The following is a 13,790-nucleotide window of genomic DNA, read 5'->3' as shown; positions in this document are numbered from 1 at the left end:
ATCATTTAAGGAGCTTTTTTATGGCGGTAGATCCTAACATCAAAATTGTTGTGGCGGACGACTCCGGAACCATGCGGATCATGTTCAAACAGATCCTGGCAAAAGCCGGATTTACCAACCTTGTTATGGCCGTCAACGGTGCCGACGGTATTGAAAAGGTCAAAGCTGAAAAACCCGACCTGGTTATTTCCGACTGGAATATGCCCCAGGTGGACGGCCTGGACTTTTTAAAGGCCCTGCGGGATATGGAAGAATTCAAAACCCTGCCCTTTATCATGGCCACCGCCCAGTCGGACAAGGGACAGCAGCTGGCCATCATGGAAGCCGGCGGCAACGCGCACTGCCCCAAGCCCTTTGATGAAGCACAGATCACCCAGGCCATTGAAAAGGCGTTTTCCGGCGACTCCGGACCGGCACAGCGGGTGACCAAACAAAGAAGTGTCATCGGCGGACGGGTGGAGTTGAATGTGGCCCATATCCAGATCACGGACCACCTGGCCCTGGGCGCCCTGAAACACCGTATCCAGCAGGGGGAGGTTGAACCCCAGCATTTTGACCTGACCACCAGCCTCATGGCCGGCTGGAATCCCATCCAGGAAGGCCTGGAAAGCGGGGAAATTGACTGTGCATTTGTCCTGGCGCCCATTGCCATGGACCTATTTGCCTATGACTCCCCCATCCAGCTGGTGCTCTTTGCCCATAAGAACGGTTCCACCTTTGTACGGTCCCGGCACTACGATCATCGGTTCGACTCCCTCCAGAGCTTCTATAAATATAAGGTCGTGGACATCCCCCATAAAATGTCCGTCCACCACATGCTGGCCCACAAATTCCTCAAGGAACTGGGTCTCAAGCCCGGCGTTCCCGGCAAAAAGGCCATCAACGTCCGGTTCGAGGTTGTGCCGCCCATCAAGATGCCCGGCATCATGAAGGAAAATGAAGATGTGGCCGGATTCATGGTGGCGGAACCTGTTGCCACCAAAGCCATCAAAGGAGACATCGGCAACCTGGAATTCTATTCGGCCACCCGGTGGGAAAACCACCCCTGCTGCATTGTGGCCATGCAGAAGGATTTTATCCAGGACCACCCAGAAGCGGTCCAGGAATTTGTATCCATGCTGGTGGAAACCGGCGAGTACATTGAAAATGACAAAAACAGGGCCGCCCAGATCGCCGTTGATTTCCTGGATCCCCAGGGCAAATTGGGGCTGAACCCCCAGGTGCTCCAGAATGTATTTTCCCAGCCCATGGCCATCCGCTGGGACGGCCTATACCCGGAAGCGTCGGACCTGGACAAAATCCAGCGCTACATGCATGATGTCATGGAAATCGGCAAGATCATCGACCTTGAAAGCTTCATCGAAACCAGCTTTGCCAATAGCGCCTACAATATTTAGCACGAGGAGTTCCAATGAAAATCACAGATCCGGAAGTCATTAAAAACGGAGAAAAAGATTTGATCGCCTCGGTCCAGGAAGACCTGGATCCGGGGACGGTGAGGGAAATCCTCAAGGAAAGGCTGGCCATGGCGGCCATGGAACCCAAGGGCGGCAAGATTGTTGTCCATGACAATGAAATTGCATTCAGGCTGGACTTCCAGGTCAACCTCAGCGGCAGCCTCCTGTTTGACCGGAACGGCAATTTGATTGAAGAGCCGCCGGCAGCAGAGGCCGACGGGTCTGAACCGGAAGACGCCCAGGCGGCGGAACCCGGCACGGAACAGGCACCGGTGCTTGATCCGGCGGAAACACAGGCTCTGGAGGCGGATGTTGAAGAGGAAGACATACTTGAAGACCTCCAGGCCATTGCCCCGGACCAGGCGCTGACCGGCGATGAACCGGTCGACCTTGACGCCGGCGCCACAGATGACCTCTCCATTGATCTTCCTGATTATGATCTGGAGGATGAAGAGGAAGAGAATCTGGAAAATATCCTTGACAACGGGCTTGACGCGGAACCGGAGGATGATCTGAACACGGATCTGGCAGCCGAACTGGCGGCAGAATCCCTTGAAGACGAAGAACCGACGGCAGACACCGGCGGGGAGGGTGCCGACTCCGGAGACCTGGATGACGACATCAACGATCTCCTCAAGGAAAGCCGGGAATTCTGGGCCCAGAAAAAGAACTCTTAAGGGGAGTAACGGACAAATGACCCTGTCCCCGGTGAATATGGATTCACTCAACGAGATCATGGACAATGATGCAGAACTGATCCAAGAGTGTTTTGAGGATTTTCTGGCTGATTACCCGGGAATGATTGGGAACCTGAAATCAGCGGCGGCGGACCTGGATTTTGAGGAAATAGATAATACCGCCCATACGCTCAAGGGCACCCTGAGGTACCTGGCGGCAGAACCGGCAGCCCAGTCGGCCCTGGCCGTTGAAACCGCCGGCCGCCACCAGGACCCGGAGAACCTGGAGCAAAAAATTTCTGCACTTGAGGACCGATGCCGCGCCGTAATTCAATATATTAAAGAGTTTCTCGCCTGATCCCCCGCCCCGCAGCCGGTCCCCCAGGGGACCCGGCGCGGGGTTTTCTTCTGCCCGCCCCCTTCCCCCCAAAAATCAGGATGTCCAGTACATGGCCGATTCAACGGCCAGCACCAATCCTTCAATATCCTTTGGAAAAATATCTCCGATGTTTCCGATACGGAAGGTGGGCAATTCAGTGACTTTACCCGGATAAATCACAAACCCGGCTTCCTTGAGCCGGTTGTAAAACCGGTAAAACTCATACTCAGGATGGTCCGGACTGTAAAAGGCGGTAATAATAGGAGACTGATACGGCCCCGGCAGCAGGGGCGTAAATCCCAGGGATGCCATCCCGGTTACCAGGATCTGCTGATTGGTCCTGTAGCGTTCCCAGCGGCGGAGTACGCCCCCCTCCTGTTCCAGTTCATCAAGCGCGGCAGCAAAGGCACGGACCACATGGGTGGGGGAGGTAAAACGCCATTTGCCCTTTCCCTTTTCCATGGTTTCCCACTGGTCATAAAGATCCAGGCTCAGGGATCTTGAATTCCCCCGGGTCCGGGACAGGGCCGCTTCCCGGGCGATGACAAACCCGAAGCCCGGCACCCCCTGGATACATTTATTGGCACTGGAAACCAGGTAATCGGCACCGATTTCGGCCATATCCATGGGGATGCCGCCGAAACTGCTCATGGCATCGACAATAAATGATTTTCCGTGTTTCAGGACCACCCGGCCGATATCCCTGACCGGATTGAGCATCCCGGTGGTGGTTTCGCAGTGGACCGCGGCCACATGGGTAATTTGTTTGTCCTGTTCCAAAATCCGGTTCAGCGCCCCCAGATCCGGGGCGGCGGTATCCCCGGCATCCTGAATGGCCCAGGCCAGCCCCATGCGGTCAGCAATGGCGGCCATCCTGCGGCCGTAGGCCCCGTTGGCCAGGACCAGAAGCTTGCCCTCCTTGGGAACGGCAGTCCCGATACAGGCCTCAACGGAAAAGGTGCCGGAGCCCTGCATGGGAACGGCGGTATACCCTGGGCTGTCCGTGGCCAGGGAGACTAACTTTTTCCGTATATTTTCAACGATATCATTATACTCCCGGTCCCAGGTACACCAGTCCCGGAGCATGACGGATTTCACCGATGCTGTGGTGGTCAGGGGGCCGGGGGTCAGCAGCAGATAGGGTTTTTCAGGTATGGCCGTATGTTCATTCATCTTTAGATTTTCCTTAAGGCTTCATGGGTAAGTGCATTGGTGATAATATCAAAGGCCTGTTCCAGTTCCTCTTGTTTGACGGTGAGGGGCGGGGTCAGGGTGAGAAAACTGCCCCTGGACACCTTAAAGCTCAGGCCCTGTTCAAGGCAGGCGTACATGATCCGGTCCGCGGCCTGGGCTGCCGGCTGCCGGGACTGACGGTCAATGACCAGATCCGCACCAAAGAGCAGGCCCTGGCCCCGGACATCTCCCACCAATGGAAACTGTTCTTTTAAATAGCCAAGCCGGGCCATGGCATGGGCTCCCAGGCGCCGGGCCCGGGACAGCAGCCCATTCGCCTCAATTATATCCAGGGTGGCCAGGGCCGCGGCACAGGCCACGGGATTTTTCTCATGGGTATAGTGCCCCAGGGCCCGGTCCCCGGCCAGATCCAGATCCCCCCGGGCAATGAGGGCGGAAAAGGGAAAGATGCCGCCTCCCAGCCCCTTGCCCAATACCACCATGTCCGGCAATACTTCATAATTCTCAAAGGCAAACATCCTGCCGGTCCGTCCCAGGCAGACAGCGGTTTCGTCAAAAACCAGCAAGGTGCCGTGGCGGTCGCAGGACGCCCGTACCGCCTCCCAGTAGCCGGGCGGGGGCGGTACCACGTAGGTACACCGGATGGGCTCGGCCACCAGGGCCGCCACATCCTTTTCCTGGTCCAGGACGTAATCGATGTATCCCGCACACCGCAGCCCGCAGTTCCCGCAGTCGCCGTCGGGATTAAAGAGGCAGCGGTAAGGGTCGGCCGGGGGCAGGTGTTCGGTGCCGGGCATCAGCGGCCCCATATTCCGCCTAAAATGGGACTCGCCGCCAATGGAAATGGCATCAAGGGAGGCGCCGTGAAAGGATTCCCACATGGACAGGGTCTTATGCCGGCCCGTTGCCACCCGTGCCAGTTTCAGGGCCATTCCCACAGAGGAGGTGCCGCCCGGGGCAAAAAGCACCTTGTCCAGGTCCCCCGGCGCAAGTTCCGTGAGCCGTTCGGCAAGGGCCACGGCCCGTTCATTGGTGTACCTGCGGGTGCAAAAGGAGAGGCGGTCCATCTGTTCCTTTATGGCATCCACCACAGCCGGGTTGGCAAACCCCACCTGGTGCACGGAATTGCCGTGGAAGTCCAGAAAAAAACGGCCGGACAGGTCGCGGATTTCTGATCCACCGCATTGGGCCAGTACATTAATGCAGGGGGTGGACAGACTCTGGTGGAAAAAAACCTTTTCGTCCCGTTCCAACAGGGCCCGGGTGGCCCTGTCCAGCCCGCAAAGCCAGTGAGCCCGGTTGGGGGAAAGGTTGGAATCCCCCTCCGAAAGATCGGCGACCGGCAGACTGCCGGCCCCGCTTTTATTTAAGATCTCTGCCATGGAACGCCCATTATCCGGCCAGGGGCTGCGCCCCTGCAGCCAGGCGTTTGTTAATGTCATCAATGACCGGAATAAGATCCGAGGTTCGATCCAGGACATAGTGGACGCCTGCCGCCTCAAACCGGTCCCGGATCTCCTGGCTCCGCCCTTCCCTGTCTTCGGGATCAAGGGCTTCAAGATCGGCCGGGTTCAGCCCCATTTCGTTACCGGTTTTCACGATCCCCACGGTCCACATGCCTGCGTTGAGACCTTCCTCAATGTCTGCAACCGTATCCCCGACCTTCACCATGGCCTCCATGGGATAGACCCCCAGTGCAATGGCGTTGAGATAGCACATCCAGGGATAAGGACGGCCCGCAGGGGCATCCGAAGAACAAAAAACAGCATCCGGGGCATAGCCCTTTTCCCTGGCCGCCGGCACCAGCACATCCATCATCTCCTGGACGTACCCGGTGCAGGAACCGATCTTAATCCCCCGTTCCCGAAGCTCAGCCACAGTGTCCAATACACCGGGGATGGGATCGGCATGGTTGGCGATGGCAGCCACCATCAGGCCTGCCGTCCGGTCGTATAGGGAATCCACATCGGTTTCGTCGGGAAGGCGGGCGAACCGTTCCTGCCAGGCGGCGGCCACGGTATCCAGGGCGCACATTTTCCGGATATGTTCCTTTTTTTCAATGCCCATAAACCTCCGGGCGTCATGGACACTCACCTCAATACCCTGTTCCCTGAACACCTCCACAAACACGGCAGCCGGCCCCATGCACCCATAGTCAACGGCCGTTCCGGCCCAATCAAGTACAACGGCCTGCACCGGCCCTGTATATGGCTGTTTCCTTATAAATACCGACATCTTTTTTCCTTTCGTTTCTAGCCCAGGATCCAGGCCTGGGTCCTTTTTTTCAATTTCCTTGTTCCCAGCACATAAACGAGCCGTACAAGTATATTGGTACACACAACCAGCATCGACATGGCACAGGCCGGTGCAATGTCCCCGGCATCATCCATGTTGGCAATGGCCACCGAAGCCAGGGGAATATCCGCCGAATAGAGAAAGATCACTGCAGAAACGGTTGCCATGGAATTGACAAAATAATAGGAGCCCACCTCCAGTATGGCCGGCAGCGAAACCGGAACCGTCACCCGGAACAGGGTTTTATAAAAGGGGACACCCATGGAATCAGACACCTGTTCAAACTCGATATCCATCTGCTTTAAGGCCGTGGACGCCGTTAAAAACCCCACGGTATAAAAATGGACAATATTTGACAAGACCAGGATCCCCATGGTGGCATAGAGGAAGTTAAAGGGATTGGGAATAAAATTCCCCATAATGGTCCATCCTTTTGCGTTGAAAAAAAAGATATAGGATAGCCCGATGACAAGCCCGGGCAGGGCCAGGGGGAGAATGGACAGAAAATAAACCCCGTGCCTTGCCGTATCCGCAACCCGGATTTTTTCCACCAGATATGCCGTGGCAAAGGTAATCCCCGTCCCCAGCACTGCGGAATACAGGCTCATGCGGATGGAATTAAAAAAGGCGGCATAACCGCCCCCGCCGGTCCCTGAAAATTGGTAATGCCGCAGCCCCAGGCTCAGATCATAGGGCCAGACCTTGACCAGGGAGGCGAACATGGCCGTGGCATAAAAGGCCAGGACAACAAAGGCGATCCCCCCGCAAAAAAACAGGGCCCCATTGTCCCTGAGCCGGTCGGGCCGGTTGACCAGCGGCACGGATTTGGCGGCAATCATGGCAACCTGCCTTGCCTGGACCATGCGGTCAACAACAAATGCAATGGCCGTAGGAATCAGCAGCACCACCGATACCACAGCGCCCATGGCGAAATTCTGCTGGCCGATGACCTGCTTGTAGATATCAGTGGCCAGGATGTTGAAACTCCCCCCCACCACTTTGGGGGCACCGAAATCGGTGAAGGCCAGGATGAAACAGACAAAAAAAGCCGAAACCAGTCCGTATTTAACCCCCGGCAGGGTCACCGTAAAAAAGGTCCGGATCCGGCCGGCCCCCATGGCATCGGCCGCCTCGTAGAGCCGGGCATCGGTGACGGCCAGGGCAATACTCAGTATCAGCATGGCCTGGGGAAAGGTATACATCACTTCAGAGACAATGATGCCAAAAGGGCCGTACAATGGGACCTTAATCCCGGGCAGCAGTCCGAAAAAGCCCTTGGTAATTATCCCTTTGCGGCCGAAGAGGTAGATCAGTGCGATGCCGTTGAGCAGGGTCGGCGCAAACAGCGGCATCATGGCCACGGATTTTAAAATGCCTTTTCCCGGCATACAGGTCCGGGTCAGGGACCAGGCAAACCCAAATCCCAGGGGCACGGCAATGCAGGTGGTGGCCAGGGCTGTCAATAGACTGTTGAAAATGGAGCGGGACAGGGCCGGGGAGGAAAAGTATTCCGCGTAATTGGCCAGCCCCACATACCCTCCGTTGCCGTCTGTGAGGCTCTTGACCAGCAGGGTGCCCACGGGCAGCACCACGACGGCCAGCAGCCATACCAGGGCCAGGCAGATAAGCAGGCGTTTGAGCCCCTCTTCTCCCGTGATCCGGAAAATTTTCAACCGGGTTGCTGCGGGCAGACTGATGCTAACCATGGAGACGCCACTCCCCCGTCCCGCCGTCCCGGTTGGTGCCGCCGCTGCCGGGAAAGTCCCGGGGCACACTCCGCCCGTAAACCAGCAGCCGCTCAGGAGGGAAAATAACATGGGCGGGACGGTCCAGTTCAAGTTTCAATTTCCGGATGATCTCTCCGGCCACATCGGCCCTGACCCGGGGCAGCCCTTCCACTTGGAGGGAAAACTCCAGCCGGTAAAATGCCCCCCGGTATTCCATGGCCCGGACCACGGCTGAAAACCGGTTGGTTTCTGGACCTCCCAGGCCTGCCACCCGCACATCCTCCGGCCGGATGGCCAGGGTGGCCCGGTCGCCCACGGCCAGGGGGGCATCTCTATTTTCCTGCCCCGCGGTAAAATATTTCCCGGCGGTGACATAGATTCCTTTGTCCACCTTCCGGGCCTGCTCAAAAAAATTCATGGTTCCGATAAAAGAGGCCACAAAGGGGGTGGCAGGACGCTGGTAGATCCGGGTGGGACCGCCCGCCTGCACCAGCCTCCCCCGGTCCATGACCAGGATCCGGTCAGCCATGGTCAGGGCCTCCTCCTGGTCGTGGGTCACCATAATGGTGGTCACCCCCAACCGCTGCTGCAACGCCCGTATTTCCCGCCGCAGGCGAAGCCTGACCTTGGCATCCAGGGCGGATAACGGTTCATCCAGCAGCAGCAGGTCCGGGGAAAGCGCCATGGCCCGTGCCAGTGCCACCCGCTGCTGCTGGCCGCCGGAAAGCTGGCTGGGATATTTATGGCCCAACCCCTCCAGGCCCACAAGGGCCATGAGCTCTTCCACCTTGTCCTGCACCTTCCATTCTGCCAACCGGCCGTGGAGGCCGTAGGCTATATTTTTTGACGCCGTAAGGTTGGGGAACAGGGCATAGGACTGGAAAACGATACCGATATTCCGCTTGGAAACAGGGAGCCCTGAAACATCCCTGCCGTTGATCATAACCCTGCCGCCGCCCAGGGGCTCAAGTCCTGCTATCACCCTCAGGGCCGTGGTTTTGCCGCACCCGCTGGGCCCCAGGATGGATAAGAATTCCCCTTTGCCCGCCTCAAAACTAATCTGATCCAATGCCTTTACCGGTCCAAAGGTTTTGCTGACCCTGTCCAGTGTCAGATATGCCGTGGTCATCATCCCTTCCTTTATATTCCCCGGCAGGTATATCTGCCGGGGAATATGTTAATGTTACCCGTTACTTCGTATCGCTCTTGCCGTCATAGCGTTTAGTCCATTCTTTGAGGATACGCATCCGGTTCTTGGCCGCCCACTGGAAATCATTTGCAATGAGCTGGGCCGCGGGGTCCCTGGGAAAGCCATCGGGAATGGGTGCGCCGGTGTCATAGGCCGTCACAGGATAAACCTTTGCATATTCCTTCATCACCGGTTCGGAAATGGCCCAATCCAGAAAGGCCTTTGCCTCGGGCTTGATATGGGCCTTTTTGATCAGGCAGTTGGCCTCAACATCCCAGCCAGAGCCCTCTTTTGGGAATACTGTGAGTACCGGTTCCCCCTTGGATTTCTGCATAAATCCCCTGTAGGCGAATGAGAGTCCGATGGGCAGTTCTCCGGCACCGGCCAGCTTACAGGGCTTGGAACCGGAATGGGTATACCGGGCCATATTTTTATGCAGCTTGTCCAGATAGGCCCAGCCCGCATCCTCCCCCTTCATCTGGAGGATGGCGGATACCGTGAGAAACCCGGTACCCGAAGAGGCCGGGTTGGGCATGACCAAATTATGTTTGTACACCGGATTGAGCAGGTCTTCAAAACTCTGGGGAACAGGCAGATTCAAGGCCTTGCATTCAATGGTGTTTACACAGAATCCGGTCATCCAGGCCTTAATCCCAACCCAGTGGGGCACCGTATGGGTATCTTTCATTTTGGGCACCACCCGGTCAATGCCTTTGGGGGCATAGGGCGCCACCATTCCGGCCTGGTCGCAGAGCATAAGACTGGTGGCGGCCGTGCCCCATACCACATCGGCCCTTGGGTTATCTTTTTCCGCCAGCAGCTTTGCCGTTACAATCCCCGTGGAATCCCTGACAATCTTGACATCAATCTGGGGATGGCTTTGCTTGAGCAGGTCCAGATATCTTGGAATCTCATCATCCTCCAGGGCCGTATACACCAAAAGCTCCCCGGCACAGGCCTGGTGGGGCAGAAACAGACAGAACAGAGCCGTTACGGCCAGAATAAACTTTGGAACACCTCTCATTTTTCATCTCCTTTGCTAAGCTGTTTAAAAATTCTATTTTTCTCTTTTTCTTTTTCCGCAATATCCAGAAATGCGGATATCACCGCCAGTTCCCGGTATTCCGGTTGACACACAAAATACTGTCCTGCCGTAAGATCCGCACCGGTGAGCCGGATCTTTGCCAGGCGCGGATCCGGCCCGAACTCATCCTCCAGGGCGATGCCGAATCCCACACCGGCCGCCACCACCTCTTTCATGGCATCCCAGTTGTCCAGCTCCAGCATGATTTTCGGGCAGATATTCTCCTCATCTAAGCGCCGGTTGAAAATCTGCCGGGTCATGGATGGGCTGTGCAGGGCCACCATCCGCTCTCCGTGAAGGGCGCGGATATCCATTTTTCCCTTGGCGGCCCAGGGATGGGTTGAGGCAATAAAAAGCAGGATTTCCTGTTCACTGTATTTGAAATGATGAAGCCGGGGATCCGGCTGCAGGGCAGTGACTTCCGCCACATCCATCCGGCAGTCCAGCACCTCAGCCATCAGGCTTTCGGAATGGCCGATACTGGCCTTCACCCTTACGCCTGGATAACAGCCCATGAATTCGGCAATGAGTCCCTTTACAAAATAATGGCAGGAGAGCCCGATATGGATGCGGCCGGTGAGCAGATCCCCGGCCTCCTTAAGGCTGGCGTCCATTTCAGCCAGCAGGCCCAGCACCTTTCTGCCGGTTTTAACCAGTTCCACTCCCAGCTCCGACAGGTGGATCTGTTTGCCCCGCCGAAAATAAATCCCCACGCCGTAACGCTTTTGAAGCTCCCGAAGCTGAAGGGATACGGCCGGCTGGCTGATCCCCAGATACTGTGCCGCCCGGGAAAAATTTTTCTCCCGGTCAACGGCATCCAGAATTTTAATTTGGGCAATGCTGATATGGTCCATTGGGTCACGCTTTAAGTTGATGTTTCGCCCACCCTATTAGACCGGGATTAGGCAACGATTACCCAAACATTAATGTTGTATTAATAAAATTTATGAAAATTTATGGCTTCCAAAATAACGCTTATACTCCGTTGGACATCCGCCCCATCCGGCACCCCCCCATTCCTTTCCCATTCCGGTATAGTGGATTGCATATGCAAAAACGCTTCAGCCCCATTGAAAATTGGAAATATTTAGCCGGGTGTGGTATTTCATAAACCGCTGGGACATAAATTTCAGGCAGGGGAAAATAAAATGGAAAAAAGCGATAAAAGATACCAGGCATACCTGGACGTACTCAAAGAAGAGCTGGTGCCGGCCATGGGATGCACCGAGCCCATTGCCATCGCCTATGCCGCGGCAAAGGCCCGAAAGGTTCTGGGACAAATGCCCGACCGCGTGATCATTGAAGCCAGCGACAACATCATTAAAAACGTTAAAAGCGTTGTTGTGCCAAACACAGGCAATCTGAAAGGCATTGAGGCATCGGCCGTGGCCGGCATCGTTGCCGGCGACCCGGACAAGGTTCTGGAAGTCATCTCCTCGGTTGATGACAAGGGAAGGGATGCCATCCGCACCTTCCTGGAAACCAAAGAGGTCCGGGTAAAAAACGCCAGCAGCGGTTTTATCTTTGACCTGGAAGTCCGGGTCTTTTCCGGAGACAGTAATGCCTCCGTCCGTATTTCTCATTTCCATACCAATATTGTCAGCATCACCAAAGACGATAAAAAGATTTTTCAGGACACCCATTGCGACACCCTTGAAACCAGCAAGCTAACGGACCGGTCCTTCATGAGGGTGGAGGATATTCTGGATTTTGCCGATTCTGCGGACCTGTCCGACGTGGACGGGCTTATCCGCCGCCAGGTGGAATACAACACCCGTATTGCCAAAGAAGGCATCAACGGGGACTGGGGGGCCAACATCGGCAGCATTCTCCTGGAGACCTGGGGGGATAATATAAAGACCCGGGCAAAGGCCATGGCCGCAGCAGGATCCGATGCCAGGATGAGCGGCTGCGAACTGCCCGTGATCATTATTTCAGGTTCGGGCAACCAGGGAATCACCGCTTCGGTGCCCGTGTTTGAATATGCAAAGGAACTGGGAAAGGATGAAGAGGCATTGTTCAGAGCCCTTCTGGTATCTAACCTTGTCACCATCCACCAGAAAACCGGTATCGGACGGCTGTCAGCCTACTGCGGAGCCGTCAGTGCTGGCGTGGGCGCCGGCGCCGGCATCTGCCGTCTCCACGGGGGCGGGTACAAAGAGGTGGCGCACACCATTGTCAACGCCCTTGCCATTGTCTCGGGCATCATCTGTGACGGGGCCAAGCCGTCGTGCGCCGCCAAAATCGCTTCTGCCGTAGAAGCCGGGATCCTGGGCTTTCACATGTACCAGAAAGGCCAGCAGTTCTACGACGGTGAAGGCATCGTAACCAAAGGGGTGGAAAATACCATTGCCAACATCGGCCGGCTGGGACGGGACGGGATGCGGGAGACAGATAAAGAGATCATCCGTATTATGCTGGGGGACTAAGGCCTGCCTGCAACCGGGGCCCCAACCGGACCAATCCCTATACAGATTTTATAAAGCAGCCATAATACAGCAGCCGAATCCCTTGACTATCCCCGGGTTATAAAGGGCGGCGGCCGGGAGGATAGCTATACAAAAAAACTGCCAGCAGGGTTGCCCACAAGCGCCATTGACAAAAAACCGCAAGCTATCTATCCTTGCACAGGAGACTAAAGGAGAAAATACCTGGGCAAAACCATGATTATTGATCACATCATACCTTTCATTGATGCGTTCGCCTATGTGATGGACAAGTATGTGAATCTGAAGATCAAACCCGGGGAACCTTTTTATTCCAATGGCATGGAAACATTTTTCCAGGAGTCTGTAACCAGTGTGGTGGCACTGCAGGGTAAGGATCTCAGCGGATTCGTTTCCATCTCTTTCCCCCATGTTCTTCTTTTTGATGCAGCCTGCGAATTGTTGTCAGGAGATAAAAAAGAAGCAAGGGAAAGCTGTGAAAGCCTCGGGGGGGAAATCGTCAATATGGTTTCAGCCAGGGGGAAAGATGTCCTGAAAAAAAGTAAAGGCATCGTATTCAAGACATCCGTACCTTCCATTGGTAAAACGGGATTTAAAGACAGGCTGTCCAAAAAGAAGACCCCTGCAGTGGTTATACCTTTCCGTGTGTTGGGAAAGGAACACATTTATTTTTCTTTTCAGATTGAAAAAGAGTCAAGGAGTGCTTAGATGGGAAAAAATCACGATATCAATATTCTGATTGTCGATGATTCCAAGATGATGCGGACCATGATAAAAAAGAATTGTGTCATGGACGGATTTTCAAATATAGATACGGCTTTAAACGGTAAAGATGCCCTGACAATGCTTCAAAAAAAACAATACCAGCTGGTGACTCTGGATGTTGCAATGCCTGTGATGGACGGCTTTGAATTCCTTGAAACCCTGAGGCAGTTCGAAGAATTCAACGATGTCTTGGTCATGATGGTAACGGCAGAGGCTGACCGGGAGCTGATCATAAAACTTATCGAACTGGGGGCCAATGATTATATTGTGAAACCCTTCAGCAGCCAGACATTTACCAAAAAAGTACACTATATGCTGGAAAACAGGAACAGAAAAAAGGAAGAAATCCTGGCCGATCTCGACAGAGACAAAGAGACTCAGGAAGACCTTCTTTCCCAGGTTAAGGATCATCTGAGTTCCAAATCCTGGGAAGATGAAACCCCTGGGCGGGCAGAGTTCTGTCCCAAGTGCGGCACAAAGGCAATGGCGGACTCTAATTTCTGCTATAAATGCGGTAATCCCTTGACCCTCAAGAGCTAACCCGTTCAAAATGCCGATGTCACCTTTTGGCAGCCC

The 13,790-nt window shown here is 55.2% G+C and carries 13 protein-coding genes; 6 read left to right on the top strand and 7 right to left on the bottom strand.

Translation table 11 applies throughout. The features are described from left to right. Positions 1-20 precede the first annotated feature (20 nt). Genes HUN04_24435 through HUN04_24425 form a run of 3 tightly spaced genes read left to right on the top strand, consistent with a single transcriptional unit; the run spans position 21 to position 2,492 of the window. Entirely contained in the window at positions 21-1,397 is a 1,377-nt protein-coding gene (locus HUN04_24435; protein ID WDP92697.1) for an ABC transporter substrate-binding protein, read from the top strand. A gap of 14 nt (positions 1,398-1,411) precedes the next feature. Next, positions 1,412-2,134, top strand: coding sequence for a hypothetical protein (locus HUN04_24430; GenBank protein WDP92696.1), 723 nt, complete (start codon positions 1,412-1,414; stop codon positions 2,132-2,134). Between the two features lie 16 nt (positions 2,135-2,150). Next, complete coding sequence (locus tag HUN04_24425; GenBank protein ID WDP92695.1) at positions 2,151-2,492, top strand: Hpt domain-containing protein; 342 nt, start codon at positions 2,151-2,153, stop codon at positions 2,490-2,492. 75 nt (positions 2,493-2,567) lie between these two features. Here HUN04_24425 and phnW read toward each other — a convergent pair whose 3' ends face one another. The 7 genes from phnW to HUN04_24390 all read right to left on the bottom strand — a co-directional run bounded on the left by phnW (position 2,568) and on the right by HUN04_24390 (position 10,856). Then, positions 2,568-3,686 (bottom strand): 2-aminoethylphosphonate--pyruvate transaminase, encoded by a 1,119-nt coding sequence (gene phnW / locus HUN04_24420; protein ID WDP92694.1) that lies wholly within the window; start codon positions 3,684-3,686, stop codon positions 2,568-2,570. A 2-nt stretch (positions 3,687-3,688) separates the two neighbouring features. After that, a complete protein-coding gene (locus HUN04_24415) occupies positions 3,689-5,089 on the bottom strand; it encodes an aspartate aminotransferase family protein (GenBank protein WDP92693.1) in 1,401 nt (466 codons plus the stop codon). A gap of 10 nt (positions 5,090-5,099) precedes the next feature. Continuing rightward, positions 5,100-5,942, bottom strand: coding sequence for a phosphonoacetaldehyde hydrolase (locus HUN04_24410; GenBank protein ID WDP92692.1), 843 nt, complete (start codon positions 5,940-5,942; stop codon positions 5,100-5,102). A 17-nt stretch (positions 5,943-5,959) separates the two neighbouring features. Continuing rightward, positions 5,960-7,708 (bottom strand): putative 2-aminoethylphosphonate ABC transporter permease subunit, encoded by a 1,749-nt coding sequence (locus HUN04_24405; GenBank protein WDP92691.1) that lies wholly within the window; start codon positions 7,706-7,708, stop codon positions 5,960-5,962. Further along, entirely contained in the window at positions 7,701-8,858 is a 1,158-nt protein-coding gene (locus HUN04_24400) for an ATP-binding cassette domain-containing protein (GenBank protein ID WDP93397.1), read from the bottom strand. Before HUN04_24400 ends, HUN04_24405 begins: the two co-directional genes overlap by 8 nt. Before the next feature lie 61 nt (positions 8,859-8,919). Next, on the bottom strand, positions 8,920-9,942 hold the full coding sequence (locus HUN04_24395; GenBank protein ID WDP92690.1) for a putative 2-aminoethylphosphonate ABC transporter substrate-binding protein: 1,023 nt from the start codon (positions 9,940-9,942) through the stop codon (positions 8,920-8,922). Next, positions 9,939-10,856 carry a LysR family transcriptional regulator gene (locus HUN04_24390; GenBank protein ID WDP92689.1) on the bottom strand — a complete coding sequence of 306 codons (918 nt, stop codon included), beginning with the start codon at positions 10,854-10,856 and terminating at the stop codon, positions 9,939-9,941. The genes HUN04_24395 and HUN04_24390 overlap by 4 nt, the downstream gene beginning before the upstream one ends. A 294-nt stretch (positions 10,857-11,150) precedes the next feature. Here HUN04_24390 and HUN04_24385 point away from each other — a divergent pair, with 294 nt between their 5' ends. The 3 genes from HUN04_24385 (at position 11,151) to HUN04_24375 (ending at position 13,754) form a co-directional block, all read left to right on the top strand. Beyond that, positions 11,151-12,431 (top strand): serine dehydratase subunit alpha family protein, encoded by a 1,281-nt coding sequence (locus tag HUN04_24385; GenBank protein WDP92688.1) that lies wholly within the window; start codon positions 11,151-11,153, stop codon positions 12,429-12,431. Between the two features lie 234 nt (positions 12,432-12,665). Beyond that, entirely contained in the window at positions 12,666-13,157 is a 492-nt protein-coding gene (locus tag HUN04_24380) for a chemotaxis protein CheX (protein ID WDP92687.1), read from the top strand. Further along, positions 13,158-13,754: a response regulator gene (locus HUN04_24375; protein WDP92686.1), complete on the top strand. Its 597-nt coding sequence runs from the start codon at positions 13,158-13,160 to the stop codon at positions 13,752-13,754. It begins immediately after the preceding gene. Positions 13,755-13,790: the final 36 nt, after the last annotated feature.

Origin of the sequence: Desulfobacter sp., from assembly GCA_028768525.1 — a bacterium.
Taxonomy (GTDB): domain Bacteria; phylum Desulfobacterota; class Desulfobacteria; order Desulfobacterales; family Desulfobacteraceae; genus Desulfobacter.
Note: the sequence above shows the minus strand (reverse complement) of the source record. Positions and strands in the feature narration are given on the sequence as shown.

Excerpts from the sequence above, each read along its gene's own strand:
- HUN04_24435 (WDP92697.1), top strand. The coding sequence starts at position 21 with ATGGCGGTAGATCCTAACATCAAAATTGTTGTGGCGGACGACTCCGGA.
- HUN04_24430 (WDP92696.1), top strand. The coding sequence starts at position 1,412 with ATGAAAATCACAGATCCGGAAGTCATTAAAAACGGAGAAAAAGATTTG.
- HUN04_24425 (WDP92695.1), top strand. The coding sequence starts at position 2,151 with ATGACCCTGTCCCCGGTGAATATGGATTCACTCAACGAGATCATGGAC.
- phnW (WDP92694.1), bottom strand. The coding sequence starts at position 3,686 with ATGAATGAACATACGGCCATACCTGAAAAACCCTATCTGCTGCTGACC.
- HUN04_24415 (WDP92693.1), bottom strand. The coding sequence starts at position 5,089 with ATGGCAGAGATCTTAAATAAAAGCGGGGCCGGCAGTCTGCCGGTCGCC.
- HUN04_24410 (WDP92692.1), bottom strand. The coding sequence starts at position 5,942 with ATGTCGGTATTTATAAGGAAACAGCCATATACAGGGCCGGTGCAGGCC.
- HUN04_24405 (WDP92691.1), bottom strand. The coding sequence starts at position 7,708 with ATGGTTAGCATCAGTCTGCCCGCAGCAACCCGGTTGAAAATTTTCCGG.
- HUN04_24400 (WDP93397.1), bottom strand. The coding sequence starts at position 8,858 with ATGACCACGGCATATCTGACACTGGACAGGGTCAGCAAAACCTTTGGA.
- HUN04_24395 (WDP92690.1), bottom strand. The coding sequence starts at position 9,942 with ATGAGAGGTGTTCCAAAGTTTATTCTGGCCGTAACGGCTCTGTTCTGT.
- HUN04_24390 (WDP92689.1), bottom strand. The coding sequence starts at position 10,856 with ATGGACCATATCAGCATTGCCCAAATTAAAATTCTGGATGCCGTTGAC.
- HUN04_24385 (WDP92688.1), top strand. The coding sequence starts at position 11,151 with ATGGAAAAAAGCGATAAAAGATACCAGGCATACCTGGACGTACTCAAA.
- HUN04_24380 (WDP92687.1), top strand. The coding sequence starts at position 12,666 with ATGATTATTGATCACATCATACCTTTCATTGATGCGTTCGCCTATGTG.
- HUN04_24375 (WDP92686.1), top strand. The coding sequence starts at position 13,158 with ATGGGAAAAAATCACGATATCAATATTCTGATTGTCGATGATTCCAAG.